The organism is Aeromonas sp. sif0611 (assembly GCF_019218845.1).
Classification (GTDB): domain Bacteria; phylum Pseudomonadota; class Gammaproteobacteria; order Enterobacterales; family Aeromonadaceae; genus Aeromonas; species Aeromonas media.
On sequence record NZ_JAHUWU010000002.1, the window covers coordinates 190,495 to 202,965 of the forward strand.

Annotated in this window: 13 protein-coding genes; 1 reads left to right on the plus strand and 12 read right to left on the minus strand. The window is 61.0% G+C overall.

Annotated features, from left to right (window positions below; genetic code table 11):
- From KW824_RS05750 to KW824_RS05805, 12 genes are all read right to left on the minus strand, one after another.
- Positions 1 to 1,989: a flagellar basal body rod C-terminal domain-containing protein gene (locus KW824_RS05750; protein ID WP_218409220.1), complete on the minus strand. Its 1,989-nt coding sequence runs from the start codon at positions 1,987 to 1,989 to the stop codon at positions 1 to 3.
- 3 nt (positions 1,990 to 1,992) lie between these two features.
- Positions 1,993 to 3,105 carry a flagellar assembly peptidoglycan hydrolase FlgJ gene (gene flgJ, locus KW824_RS05755; RefSeq protein ID WP_218409221.1) on the minus strand — a complete coding sequence of 371 codons (1,113 nt, stop codon included), beginning with the start codon at positions 3,103 to 3,105 and terminating at the stop codon, positions 1,993 to 1,995.
- A 46-nt stretch (positions 3,106 to 3,151) separates the two neighbouring features.
- Positions 3,152 to 4,249 (minus strand): flagellar basal body P-ring protein FlgI, encoded by a 1,098-nt coding sequence (locus KW824_RS05760; protein WP_041206051.1) that lies wholly within the window; start codon positions 4,247 to 4,249, stop codon positions 3,152 to 3,154.
- Between the two features lie 61 nt (positions 4,250 to 4,310).
- A complete protein-coding gene (gene flgH / locus KW824_RS05765; RefSeq protein ID WP_041206052.1) occupies positions 4,311 to 4,982 on the minus strand; it encodes a flagellar basal body L-ring protein FlgH in 672 nt (223 codons plus the stop codon).
- A 26-nt stretch (positions 4,983 to 5,008) separates the two neighbouring features.
- On the minus strand, positions 5,009 to 5,797 hold the full coding sequence (gene flgG / locus KW824_RS05770) for a flagellar basal-body rod protein FlgG (protein WP_005329779.1): 789 nt from the start codon (positions 5,795 to 5,797) through the stop codon (positions 5,009 to 5,011).
- Between the two features lie 14 nt (positions 5,798 to 5,811).
- Positions 5,812 to 6,558 (minus strand): flagellar basal-body rod protein FlgF, encoded by a 747-nt coding sequence (gene flgF, locus KW824_RS05775; protein ID WP_005329778.1) that lies wholly within the window; start codon positions 6,556 to 6,558, stop codon positions 5,812 to 5,814.
- Between the two features lie 146 nt (positions 6,559 to 6,704).
- The gene (flgE, locus tag KW824_RS05780) at positions 6,705 to 8,051 is read right to left on the minus strand and encodes a flagellar hook protein FlgE (protein ID WP_042648968.1); all 1,347 of its coding nucleotides are present in this window, start codon (positions 8,049 to 8,051) and stop codon (positions 6,705 to 6,707) included.
- A gap of 10 nt (positions 8,052 to 8,061) precedes the next feature.
- A complete protein-coding gene (locus tag KW824_RS05785) occupies positions 8,062 to 8,811 on the minus strand; it encodes a flagellar hook assembly protein FlgD (protein WP_218409222.1) in 750 nt (249 codons plus the stop codon).
- Between the two features lie 105 nt (positions 8,812 to 8,916).
- Entirely contained in the window at positions 8,917 to 9,336 is a 420-nt protein-coding gene (gene flgC / locus KW824_RS05790; RefSeq protein WP_005329775.1) for a flagellar basal body rod protein FlgC, read from the minus strand.
- The gene (flgB, locus tag KW824_RS05795) at positions 9,336 to 9,734 is read right to left on the minus strand and encodes a flagellar basal body rod protein FlgB (RefSeq protein WP_005329774.1); all 399 of its coding nucleotides are present in this window, start codon (positions 9,732 to 9,734) and stop codon (positions 9,336 to 9,338) included. The genes flgC and flgB overlap by 1 nt, the downstream gene beginning before the upstream one ends.
- A 60-nt stretch (positions 9,735 to 9,794) precedes the next feature.
- The gene (locus KW824_RS05800; protein ID WP_005329773.1) at positions 9,795 to 10,619 is read right to left on the minus strand and encodes a protein-glutamate O-methyltransferase CheR; all 825 of its coding nucleotides are present in this window, start codon (positions 10,617 to 10,619) and stop codon (positions 9,795 to 9,797) included.
- Between the two features lie 17 nt (positions 10,620 to 10,636).
- Positions 10,637 to 11,548: a chemotaxis protein CheV gene (locus tag KW824_RS05805; RefSeq protein WP_025327540.1), complete on the minus strand. Its 912-nt coding sequence runs from the start codon at positions 11,546 to 11,548 to the stop codon at positions 10,637 to 10,639.
- Between the two features lie 236 nt (positions 11,549 to 11,784).
- Between KW824_RS05805 and flgA the strand changes: the two genes are divergently transcribed.
- Positions 11,785 to 12,390 carry a flagellar basal body P-ring formation chaperone FlgA gene (gene flgA, locus KW824_RS05810; protein ID WP_371316610.1) on the plus strand — a complete coding sequence of 202 codons (606 nt, stop codon included), beginning with the start codon at positions 11,785 to 11,787 and terminating at the stop codon, positions 12,388 to 12,390.
- Positions 12,391 to 12,471: the final 81 nt, after the last annotated feature.

Genomic DNA, 12,471 nt, shown 5'->3' on the forward strand with positions numbered 1-12,471 from the left:
TTACCTCACGGACGACAGCAGGGTATCGAAGATGGTCTTGGCGGTATTGACTATCTGGGCCGAGGCGGCGTAGGACTGCTGGAAGCGGATGAGATTGGCCGCCTCCTCCTCCAGGTTGACACCGGAGACGCTCTCGAAGATGGCGGTGCTCTGGGTCAGCTTGGCCTCGTTGGCCTGCAGCAACGTCTTGGCCTGGCTGGCCTTGTTGCCCACCCCGGTCACCAGGCCACTGTAGGCGTCGTTGAAGGTCATCTTGTCGTTGCTGGTGGCGGCGTTGTTGTTCTTTCGCACCAGCTCCTTGTTCTGCAGCTCCGCCAGTGCCAGCCCGTTGGCGTTGTCGGCAAACCCGTCCTTGTTGTAACTCAGGGTGAAGCTGTCGTTGGCCTCCACCTTGCCGGTGATGCTGAAGTCGTAGCCCGGGGTCGGGGGCGGCACTATGGGGGTCCCCAACGGCATCTCGAGGGCGGCCATCAGGTTCTGCCCCTTGCTGGAGGCGGGTGCGACGCCGAGCAGGTTGTTGTTCTTGTCATAGACCTCGTAGTTGCCGCTGTCGTCGATCTTGATAACCTGGGGGGCGCTCGGGTCAAGGGTGTTGGTGCCAAAACCCGACCCGGCCCCTGTGTTGTAGACGCTGTTGACCTTGATCTCGCCCGAGCCCAGGTTCTGGGAATTCTTGTCCGCCTTGATGGGGGATGCCAACGCAATGTCTTCCGGCCGGGTGATCGCGGCCTCGAGGTTGGCTGCGGCATGCCTGGTGGGTTGCAGCACTATCTTGTCGCCCCCGACCGGGGTGCCGGACAGGTCGATCTCGATGCCGTGCCCCGCCACCTCGAAGGTGGCGGGGGGCGTGGTGCCGGTCGCCACCGAGGTGCGCTGGCCTGAGCCGTCGATGGAGAAGACCTCGTAACCGGTGGCACTGTTGAACTGCACTTCGTAGTCGAAGGTGGTCACTTCCGAGCCCTTGCCAGGCACGAAGTTGACGCTGGCGGCGCCGTTGCCCTGGTTGCCGGCATAGGGGAGCCCCTGGCTCCCCTTGAGGGAGAAGAGATCCCCCCCCAGCTCGTTGTCCAGATCCATGCCGAGACGATTCTGCTGGTTCATGGCATCGGCCATGGCGATCGCCAGCTGGCCCAGCTCCCGCTTGGCGGGCTCCAGATCGTTGCGCGCCGTGAAGAGGCCGCCGATGGCGCCTCCCAGATCCTTGTCATTGATGTTGGCCTGGTTGGCCCCCAGGGTCAGCTGAAGCCTCGCATCCCGGGAGTCCGGGCTGCCCGGCACCACCTTGAACTGGGCCACGCCGCCGTCCAGCACCAGGGAGTGCCCCGTGCTCATGTTGACCAGCATGCTGCCGTTGGGTTGGGTCACGGTGCGGACTTCCATCTTCTCGGAGAGCTGGCGGATCGCCTCATCACGCTGATCGAACAGCATCAGGTTCTCTTCCGGCGAACCCTGGGTGCGGATGATGGCCTGGTTCAGATCGTTGATGCTGCTCAGCAGGCTGTTCACCCTGTCCGTCTCGTCCCCTATGGTGGCGTTGATGGTGTCGCTCTGCTTGTCGAGCTGGGCGGAGAGGGTGTGGAAGCGGTCCACCATGCCGTTGAGCTCGCTCAGGGTGGTCTTGCGCCCACCCACTTCCGCCGGCGATTCGTTGGCGGTGTGGAAGGCCTTGAAGTAGGAGGTGATGGTGGTGCCCACGCTGTTGCTGGCATCCCCCAGCAGGCTGTCGATCTGGAACAGCTGATCGTAGCGAGAGCCTGCGGCATGGTAGGCGGAGGTATCCCGGCGCACCTCAGCCTGGGCGTAGGCGTTGATGACCCGCTCGCTCACCATGTCGCCCGTGCCCAATCCGACGGAATTGGTGTAGATCAGGGTGCGTTCACGTACATAGCCCTGGCTGTTGACGTTCACTATGTTGTTGCTGGTGGTCTGCAGCAGTCGCTGCTGGGCCAACACACCCGAAGTCCCGATTCCAAGCAGATCGCTTGCCATAGCTTACAGCTCCATCTCTGTGTTCCTGGTCGCAGTGTTGCCGGGTGACGAGTAGCCGGCGATGGCATCACTGCGCAATACCTGTTTCAGTTTGCTGGCGTACTGGGGATCGGTGGCATAACCGGCCTGCTGCAGCGCCTCGAAGTAGCGATCCGGACTGTCCACTTTGGCCAGCGCGCCCTTGTAGCGGGTCCCCGAGGTCAGGAAGTCCACATAGTCGTTGAAGCTCTCTTCAAACGATTCGTAGGAGCGAAACGCCGCCTTCTGCCGCGACGCCACTCCTTGCTCGTACTCCAGGGTGCTCACCACGGCCCTGGGTCCTTCCCAGCGCGGATCCGCCTTGATGCCGAACAAGTTGTGGCTCATCTGCCCCTCCCCGTCCTTGATCACCCGCTTGCCCCAGCCACTCTCAAGGGCGGCCTGGGCCACCAGTACCGCCGGGCTCAGCCCCAGCTTGTCCGCCGCCTTCTTGGCCAGCGGCATCAGGCGCTCGACGAACTCTTCCGGACTGTCAAACACCTTGGCGCTCCCGTCCAGGGCCGAGGCACGCGGGCTGCTGCCCATGGGTGGCACGGTGCGATGGGGTCGTCTGGGCAGGGTCAACGGAGGCTCGGCCCCATTTACCCCTCCCTTCATCTCGTTCTTCATTTCGTTATCAGCAAAATCTTTGCCAACTTTGGAGGCTGCGATCAGATCGTTGGAGGCGCTGGGGGGTTGATAGGGTTTGTAGACCCGCTCGGTGCGCTGGGGCAACTTGAGCACCCGGCCGTCATTGTGGGTAAAGGTCTTCTCGGGGGAGAACTGCTTGGCCACCATCTCGGCGATGCCAAGGCCCCCCTTGCTCGACATATCCGCGACCCGCTGCTCGTCCAGCATCCCCTCGTAGAACTGGGTGTAGCTGCTGTTCATCGGGTTGTCTTCGGTCAGCACCGAGTTGGCCTGGCGCATCCCCTTGAACAGGGTCTGGGTGAAGATGGACTCGAACTGACGGGCAGCCGCCATCAGTGCCTCTTGCTTCCCTTCCTTGCTCAGGCTCATCTGGCGCAGCTTGTCCAGGTTCTGAACGTCCTGCACCATGCCAAGATTGATACCGCTCTGGGTGTCGAACTCTGCCATAACCTACCTCTTTGCCGCCCGTGGCAACCGCTTGCCGCTCAAGAAATTACAAAATGACCAGTTGACCCTGGATCGCACCCGCCTGCTGCAGGGCCTCCAGGATCGCCATCAGATCGCCGGGGGCGACCCCCACCTGATTCACCGCCCGCACCAGATCGTCCAAGGTCGCGCCGGTGTCGAGCTTGAACATACGTCCCGGCTCCTGCTGCACGTTGATGGTGGAGTTGTTGGTGACGGCCGTCTGCCCGCCGGCCAGCGGATTGGGCTGGGAGACCTGCTGGTTCTCGGCGATGGTGACCGTCAGTCCCCCATGGCTGATGGCGGCTGGCCGCAACTTGACCTCGCTGCCAATGACGATGGTGCCGGTGCGCGAGTTGACGATGATCTTGGCGGACTCGGTGGCCGGATCCACTTCCAGATTTTCGATGGTGGCGAGGTAAGAGACTCGCTGGCTTGGATCCCGCGGCGCGAACACCTTGATCGAGGTCGCGTCCAGCGCCTGGGCCGTGTTCGGGCCCACCAGATCGTTGACCACGTCGGCTACCCGCCGGGCAGTGGTAAAATCTGGCCGGTTCAGGTTGAAGGTGATGGTGTCCCCCTGGGCGAAGGAGTTCGGCACCTCACGCTCCACGGTCGCCCCGTTGGCGATGCGCCCCACGGTCGGGGTATTGACCACCACCTTGGAGCCATCCGCCCCCTCGGCCCCGAGACCACCGACCACCAGGCTGCCCTGGGCCACCGCATAGACGCGGCCATCCAGCCCCTTGAGAAAGGTCTGGAGCAGGGTGCCGCCGCGCAGGCTCTTCGCCTCGCCGATGGCGGAGACGGTGACGTCTATGGTCTGACCCGGCTTGGAGAAGGGGGGCAGATCGGCGTGGATGGCGACCGGCGCCACGTCCTTGATCTTGGGCTTGATGTTGTCCGGCACCTTGATGCCGAAGTTGTTGAGCATGGTCCTGAAGGTCTGCTCGGTGAAGGCGTTGTTCTTCTCGCCCGTGCCGGGCAGGCCCACCACCAGACCGTAGCCGATCAACTGGTTGCTGCGCACCCCTTCCACCGAGCTGAGATCCTTGATGCGGGAGGCGTGCGCCAGCCCGAACGGCAAGATACAGCACAGCAGGCCGAGCAAACGGAGTCGGTTCATGACATCTCCTGACTAAACCATCCTGGCCCCGGGTCTTCGTTGGCGACCCGGGGTCCGAGTATTAAATGGGCCACCAGGGGCCGTTGAAGAAGCTGGTCAGCCACCCCTGTTCCTGGGTGTTGGCCAGATCGCCGGTGCCACCGTAATGGATGCGCGCGTTGGCGACCCGCTGGGACGAGACGCTGTTCTCCGAGCTCACGTCCTCCGGGCGCACCAGTCCGGTGATGCGGATATATTCGTTGCCGTTGTTGAGCATGATCCACTTCTCGCCACGGACCAACAGGTTGCCGTTCGGCAATACCTTGACCACGCTGACCGAGATGTTGCCCTGCAGACTGTTGCTCTGGTCCGCCTTGGCCTGACCCTTGAACGCACTGCTCTGGCCGATGGAGGCGGACAGGTCATAGGGGCTCGCCGTCACCGGCACCCCGCCCAGGGTGACGGGCTCCAGCTCCATCTTGTTGTCCTTGCCGCTCTGGGTGTTGGCCTTCTTCGACGCCGAGGTCGACTCCGCCAGCTCGATGGTGATGATGTCGCCCACCCGATGGGCCTTGATGTCCGAGTAGATGCCGTTGACCTGCTCGGGCTGGAAGATGGCCCCGGTCGGGCGCACCGACACCGGCTCCGACTCGCCATACACGGGGGCGAATTCGGGGTCGTCGGGCCTGGCGGTATTGGGGGTGCTGCTGCAGCCTGCCAACATCAGCAGGCCCAGCATCCAGATGGCTTTCATCATGCGTCTCCGCTTAGGTGGCTGGATTAGGTGCGCTGGGTCAGGAAGGACATCATCGAGTCAACTGCCGAGATGACCTTGGAGTTCATCTCATAGACCCGCTGGGCCTGGATCAGGTTTACCAGCTCCTCGGTCACGTTGACGTTGGAGGTCTCCAGCATCCCCTGTTTGATGACTCCGAGCCCGTCCGCACCGGCCGTCCCCTGGATGGGGGCGCCGCTGGACTGGGTCTCGACGAAGAGGTTCTCCCCCATGGGTTGCAGGCCGGTGGGGTTGACGAAGTCGGTGGTGTTGATCTGGCCCACCACCTGGGATTGACCATCCCCCTTGAGCTGTACCGACACCTGACCATCCTCCCCCACCGTCACGCTCTGGGCATTCTCGGGGATCTGGATCTCCGGCTGCAGCGGGTAGCCGTTGCCCGGGGTGACGATGGTGCCCTCATCATTGAGGGTGAACTGGCCGTTGCGGGTGTAGGCCGCGCTGCCGTCCGGCAGCTGGATTTCGAAGTAACCACGGCCGCTTATCATCAGATCCAGGGAGTTGTCCGTGGTCTGGACGTTGCCCTGACTGTGGTTTTTCTGGGTGGCGACCACCTTGGCCCCCGCCCCCAGCATCAGGCCGGAGGGCAGTTCGGTGTCTGCCGAGGAGCGGCCACCGGGCTGGTTGACGTTTTGATAGAGCAGATCCTCGAAGATGGCGCGAGCCTTCTTGTAGCCCACGGTGCTGGCGTTCGCCAGGTTGTTCGAGGTGACCGAGATGTTGGTCTGCTGGGCATCGAGGCCGGTCTTGCTGATCCAGAGTGCAGGATTCATGGGGTACTCCTTGATTAGCTGATACGCAGCAGCTGGGTTTGTGCCTCGTCGTTCTCCTCGGCGGTCTTCATGATCTTGACCTGAGTTTCAAACTGACGTTGCAAGCGAATAAGGTTGGTCATCTCGTCGACCACGTTGACGTTGCTCCCCTCGAGGGAACCGGCGATCAGGCCCACGTCGGCAGACGCGGCCTCCGCCTGGCCATCCTTGCGACGAAACAGGCCATCCTGGCCCTTCTCCACCGCATCGCTCGGCGGATTGACCAGCTTGATGCGCTGGAAATCCTCCGGCAGGTTGGCGGCGGCGCCCTCGGGACGGCCGCTGATGGTGCCATCCCGGTTGATCTCGATCTTCTCCATGGGCAATGGCAGCACGATGGGCTGACCGGCGTCATCCACCACATTGAGCCCGGTCGAGGTCTGCAGATTGCCGGTGGCATTGAGCTGCAGGTTGCCCATGCGGGTATAGGCCTCGGCACCGTTGGGATCCTGCACCGCAATCCAGCCCGAACCGTCAACGGCGACGTCAAGATCCCGGCCCGTGGTCTGCAGCAGGCCGTGCTGCAGGTTCTGACCCGGTCGCTCCGTCATGGCAAACACCCGCGTGGGCAGTCCTTCGCCAAACGCCTGCATGCTGCGCGCCTGCTCGAAATCAGACTTGAAGCCGATGGTGTTGGCATTGGCCAGGTTGTTGCCACGCACAGCCAGGCTGTTCATGTTCTCCTTGGCCCCGGACATGGCGATATAAAGCAGGTGATCCATGGGATCCTCCGTCAAACAGATGACTCTCGCAGGACAACTGCAAATTGAGTGCCAAGAGATATGGGAAGGGCGAAGCAGAGGGGAAAAAAACGCCGCATCAGAAACGACAAGGGGCGCATGAGCGCCCCTTGTCACCGCGAAAAACCTTAGCGGATCTGCAGTATGTTCTGCTGCAGGGAGCTGTTCACTTCCAGCGAACGGGAGTTGGCCTGGAAGTTGCGCTGGGCGGTGATGAGGTCCACCAGCTCGGTGGTCAAGTCCACGTTGGACTGCTCCAGCGCCGACGACTTGATGGAACCGAAGGTGCCGGAGTTCGGGGTGCCTGGCAGGGCATCACCGGAGAGCAGGGACTGGCGCCAGGAGGTGTCCCCCACCTGGGTCAGCCCCTGGGAGTTGGCGAACTTGGCCATGGCCACCATGGCCACCTTGACGGTGGTGGCGTTGCTGTAAGTGGCGGAGACTATGCCGTCCGCCCCGATCTCCACCTTGGTCAGCCGACCGACGGTGGAGCCATCCTGGGTCAGTTTGCTCACTTCAAATGGGGAGGCGTACTGGGTCACGGTGCCGAGCTTGAACTCGATCTCCTGGGTGCCGTCGGCACCGTTGGTGATGATGCCGGCCCCCGTCGCCCCCAGTTGTTCGGTCTTGATGACGGCCGGCGTGGTCGGCGTCACCATCTTGCCGGAGGCATCGAAGGTCACCCGGGCGCTCAGGGGCGCCTGACTCAAGCCGGTGGCCATGGTGGTGGCCGTACCGCCCACGACGTCGATGGGCTTGTCCCCTTCATAGAGGTACATGCGCCAGGCGGTCGGCACCGCCGCCTTGGTCGGGTCTGCCGGATCCGCTTCCTTGGTGAAGTACTGGGTGATGGTGTGCGGCTCCCCCAGGGAGTCGTAAGCCACCACCGAGGTGGAGGAGGCGTAGGTACTCGAATCCTTGGGATCGAATTGGGAGGCATTGACATCCATCAGCGTTTTCGTGCTGGAAGGCAGGTTGAAGCCAGCCTCGACCGTCGTTGTCTGCACCGGCTCGCCGGCCTTGTCCGGGATCTGGATGGGCTTGGTGGCGTTGATGCTCACCGCCTTGGGGGTGCCATCGGTATTGATCTCGTACCCCTGCAGGTAGCCGCCGGAGTTGCTGACCATGTAGCTGCTTTCGTTGAGTTTGAAGGCGCCGGAGCGGGTGTAGCTGCGATCCAGGTTGGTCAGGCCATCGGAGGTCACGAAGAAGCCGTTGCCCTGAATGGCGAGATCCAGCGCATTGTTGGTGAATTGCAGCGCCCCCTGGTGGAACTGCTGCGCTACCGCCCCCGTCGCCACCCCGTTGCCGACCTGGGTCTTGGCATTGACGAAGATGGAGTTGGCGTAGACGTCGGCGAACTCGGCGCGGGACTCCTTGAAGCCGGTGGTATTGACGTTGGCAATGTTGTTCGCGGTGACGTTCAGGTCTTTCTGAGCCGCATTGATGCCGCTGAGGGCATTGTTGAATGACATGTCTTTCTCCTTAGATCACTGCGTTAGAGGTCGGGGTCGGCGTCGGGGTCGGGGTCGTGGCCGACTTGCCGGACGTCCCGCCAATTTCCAATACATCGGTCAGATAGATGCCACCCAGTCCCTTGAGCTTGAGGGTGCTGGGGTTGGTGCTGGTGCCCAGGGTGACACTCTCCACCTTGGCATAGGTCAGCGCCGGCACGCTCTCGGACTTGCCATCCACGGTGGCGTGCGCTTCTATCGAATACTTGCCGCTCTTGGCGGCATTGCCCGATTTGTCCAGGCCATCCCACTCGAAGGCCACGTTTCCCTTATGGTCCCCTTCGAGGGAGAACTCCTTGATCACCTGGCCGCTCTCGTCCTTCACCGTCACCTTGACGTTGCTGCCACCGTCCCCGGTGGCGATGACGCCGGAGAGGGTGCCGCCCTTCTCCACATACCCCGTGTTGGAGGGGATGAGCACGTTCTGGCCCACCAGGGCAGAGGCCTGCAACGCCTGGCTGGAGGTCATCAGGCTGTTGAGGCTCTCCATCTGGGTGGAAAGGCTGCTGATCCCCTGGGAGGTCGACATCGAGGTCATCTGGGACAACATCTGGGCGTTGTCCACCGGCTTGAACGGATCCTGATAGGAGAGCTGCATGGTCAGCAGCTTCAGGAAGGACTCCTGATCCAGCTCCTTCTTCTGGGTCGTGGTGTTGGTCGTATTGGTCTGGGCGGCCGTCGTCCGGTTGACGCCAAGCAGGCTGTCATAGGTATCTGCCACTTATGATTCCCCCTCTGTCCGGGTTTGCCGCACGCCGTACGGGTCGACCTCATGGCCGCAGTCATGCAGGCCGTCACAAGTCTCAGTCATCTGGGTTCACCTCTATCAGGACTTGCCGAGGCCAAGGGTCTGCTGCAGCATTTTCTTTGCCGCATCAGCAACCTGGACGTTGGTCTGGTAACTGCGGGAAGCGGCGATCATGTCCGCCATCTCCTCCACCATGTTGACGTTGGGCTTGAAGATGAAGCCATCCTTGTCCGCCATGGGGTGGTTCGGGTTGTACTCCTTGAGCAGCGGCGCATCGCTCTCGACGATGCCCTTCACATCCACCCCCACCGAGGCCTGCTTGTCGGACATGGCCTGATCCAGCTGGGCGGCAAAGACTGGCCGCCTGGCATGGTAAGTTTTTTCCACGCTGGAGCTGACGCTGTCGGCGTTGGCCATGTTGCTGGCCACCGTATTGAGGCGGACGGACTGCGCGCTCATGGCAGAGCCTGCAATGTCAAAGACCTTGAACAAACTCATTACTGATCTCCTTTCAACGCCTTGAGCAGGCCGCTTATCTTGCCATTCATGAATTCGAGGGAGGCCTGGTACTCGAGGCTGTTGCGCAGGAACTCGCTGCGCTCCTGCTGCACATCCACGGTATTGCCGTCGCCGGTATCCGGTTGCAGGGGGTTGCGATACTGGGTCGACCCGGGGGCATCCATCTGCAAGGCGAAATGCTTCTCGCTGGTGGTGGACAGCCCGAACCCTTGCTGGCTCTGGGCATCCTGCAACGCTTGGGAGAAGTTGATGTCACGGGCCTTGAAGCCCGGCGTGTCCGCGTTGGCGATGTTGCTCGATAACACCTCCGCACGCTTGGCGCGAACGCTCAGCGTGTACTGGTGAACACCGAATGCCTTGTCGAATGAAATTGCCATAGCGCACCTCCTGCTTCACGAATGTTTAGCAAGAGGTGTGCCAAAGAGGGACGAGGGGAGTTATTTGACCTTGTAGACGATGCCGGGGTTGCAGCGGATCATCTCGAACTTGTCGGTGAGGCCCGCCAGGGACTCCGAGGCCCCCAGCATCAGATAGCCGCCAGGATTGAGGCTGCTGGCAAACTGGTTGAGGATCTTGGACTTCACCTCGGGCGCAAAGTAGATAAGCACGTTGCGGCAGAAGATGATGTCAAACTTGCCGAGCAGGCTGTAGCTCTCCAGCAGGTTCAGGGGCCGGAAGCTGGTCAATTTTCTGACACGCTCCGATACCCGCATCTTGTTGTCGCCGCAGGGCTCAAAAAACAGCCGCTTGCGTTCGGGGGAGAGGCCACGGGCCAGTGCCAGGCTGTCATACACCCCTTCCTTGCACTGGTTGAGCATGGTGCTGGAGATGTCGGTCCCCACTATCTGTACCCCACCCGGCAAGGTGCCAGGGCGTTTGACCTGCTGCTCCAGCGCCGTCATGGCGATGGAGTAAGGCTCCTGCCCGGAGGAGGAAGCCGCAGACCAGATCTTGATGGGACGACCACTCTTGCCGAGCTCGGGGAAAATCTTGTCGCTCAGCAGCTGGAACGGGTAGGTATCGCGAAACCACAGGGTTTCATTGGTGGTCATGGCATCGACCACAGCCATCTTGAGCTCCCGTTCACGCACGTTCATCGCCCGGGTCACCAGTTCAGACAGACTCTCGATACCAAACTGAGTCATCAAGGGCGACAGACGGCTCTTGACCAGATACTGTTTGTTGTCACCCAGCACTATGCCGCTCTGCTGCGCCAGAAAATTGCTGAATTGCCTGTATAAGTCGTCCGAAAGTGTCTTCATGCAGTTGTTCTTCTTTATTAGAGAGCGCCTTGTACGGCCTTGGCCAATTCATCAGGCTGGAATTTGGCAATGAAGTTGTTCGCACCAACTTTCTGCACCATGGCCTGATTGAACACCCCACTGAGGGATGTGTGCAGGATAACATGCAAATCCTTGAGGTTGGGATTGTTGCGGATCTCGGCGGTGAAGGTGTAGCCATCCATCTCCGGCATCTCGATGTCGGAGATGACCAGGGCAATCTGATCGAGGATGGGGCCCTGCTTGGCCATCTCCAGCAGCATGTTGAGGGCCTCCCGTCCATCCTTGGCCAGCACGCATTGCACCCCGATGGCTTCCAGCGCTCGCTGTACCTGCTTGCGTGCCACCGAGGAGTCGTCGGCTACCAGCACAGGACGGCCGTGGGGATTGCGCTCCACGCTGGCTTCCACCAGCTCGGCACTCACCTCGGTGGAGACCGGCGAGATCTCGTTGAGAATACGCTCCACATCCAGGATCTCCACCAGCTCGCCATCCACCTCGGTCACTGCCGTCATGTAGTTGATGCGACCAGCACCCTTGGGAGGGGGCAGGATGGACTCCCAGTTCATGTTGATGATGCGCTCGACCGAATGGACCAGAAATCCCTGAACGGATCTGTTGTACTCGGAGATGATGATGAAGCATTTGGAGATGTCCTGGATGGGGCGCTTGCCCATCGCCATGCTGAGATCGATCACCGAGATGGTCTGGCCGCGAATGTGCGCCACGCCGCGAATGCAGGAGTTGAGCTTGGGCATGACGGTCAAGGGAGGGCACTGCAGCACCTCACGTACCTTGAATACGTTGATGCCAAATCTTTGACGTCCGTTGAGACGAAACAGCAGCAGCTCCAACCGGTTTTGTCCCACCAGCTGGGTCCGTTGGTTGACCGAGTCCAGAATACTCGCCATAAACACTCCCTAAAAAACGCTTGGCACTGATCGTGCATGTTGTGTGTGCATGCACATTGGCTTGCATCAGACTATCGATGTCTCGACAACCGAAATCTGCAGCAAGCATAGTTAACTGCGATGGTGTACGTGAACAACTTATCGACCGGTAAGCAAAAATGATTAATAGACTTTTCCTCATCTTACTGCCGTTTTGCAGCCTCTCTCACGCCATGGCATCCGAGGTCACCGACTATCTGCAGGAGCAGGCACAGGCGTTCGTTCTCGACCAGCTGGATGTCCCTCTCGATGCCCAGGCCGAGGTGAAAGCCGGCACCATAGATGAACGCCTCCCCCTGCACCACTGCGAAGAGGGGCTGACTATCTCCCTCCCGGCCAAGATGGAGATCCGCCGCAACACCACCGTCTACCTCAAGTGCGAGGGAAACAAACCTTGGGATCTCTATCTTCCGGTGCGGGTCAGCATTCAGAAGCCCTATGTCACCGTCGCGGCTCCCGTGGCCAAGGGGGACATACTGAGCGAGTCCATGCTGACCCTGGCCTATCAGGATCAGACCCTGATCCGCGGTGACTATCTCACCGACCCGAGCGCCCTCATCGGGGTGCGCAGCAAGCGTGAACTCAAGCCGGGCCAGCCAATTCGGCTCACCCAGGTTTGCGTGGTCTGCAAGGGGGACCAGGTCACCCTGAGTGCGGAAAACAGCAGCATGCAGATCAAAACCATGGCCCGCGCCTTGCAAGATGGCAGCTTCGGAGACATGATCAGGCTCGTCAACATTCGTTCGGGCAGAGCGGTGCAAGGCCAGGTCAGTGCCGTTGGCTCCGTGGTAGTCACATTCTGACTGCTTTATTAATGCAGCAATTTTTTTCTAAAGTTCTGACCGCCGTCACCGATAACCGGGTAAGCGAACAGCAAAGTAGAC

Excerpts from the sequence above, each read along its gene's own strand:
- KW824_RS05800 (WP_005329773.1), bottom strand. The coding sequence starts at position 10,619 with ATGAAGACACTTTCGGACGACTTATACAGGCAATTCAGCAATTTTCTG.
- flgE (WP_042648968.1), bottom strand. The coding sequence starts at position 8,051 with ATGTCATTCAACAATGCCCTCAGCGGCATCAATGCGGCTCAGAAAGAC.
- KW824_RS05750 (WP_218409220.1), bottom strand. The coding sequence starts at position 1,989 with ATGGCAAGCGATCTGCTTGGAATCGGGACTTCGGGTGTGTTGGCCCAG.
- flgB (WP_005329774.1), bottom strand. The coding sequence starts at position 9,734 with ATGGCAATTTCATTCGACAAGGCATTCGGTGTTCACCAGTACACGCTG.
- KW824_RS05760 (WP_041206051.1), bottom strand. The coding sequence starts at position 4,249 with ATGAACCGACTCCGTTTGCTCGGCCTGCTGTGCTGTATCTTGCCGTTC.
- flgJ (WP_218409221.1), bottom strand. The coding sequence starts at position 3,105 with ATGGCAGAGTTCGACACCCAGAGCGGTATCAATCTTGGCATGGTGCAG.
- flgC (WP_005329775.1), bottom strand. The coding sequence starts at position 9,336 with ATGAGTTTGTTCAAGGTCTTTGACATTGCAGGCTCTGCCATGAGCGCG.
- flgF (WP_005329778.1), bottom strand. The coding sequence starts at position 6,558 with ATGGATCACCTGCTTTATATCGCCATGTCCGGGGCCAAGGAGAACATG.
- flgH (WP_041206052.1), bottom strand. The coding sequence starts at position 4,982 with ATGAAAGCCATCTGGATGCTGGGCCTGCTGATGTTGGCAGGCTGCAGC.
- flgG (WP_005329779.1), bottom strand. The coding sequence starts at position 5,797 with ATGAATCCTGCACTCTGGATCAGCAAGACCGGCCTCGATGCCCAGCAG.
- KW824_RS05805 (WP_025327540.1), bottom strand. The coding sequence starts at position 11,548 with ATGGCGAGTATTCTGGACTCGGTCAACCAACGGACCCAGCTGGTGGGA.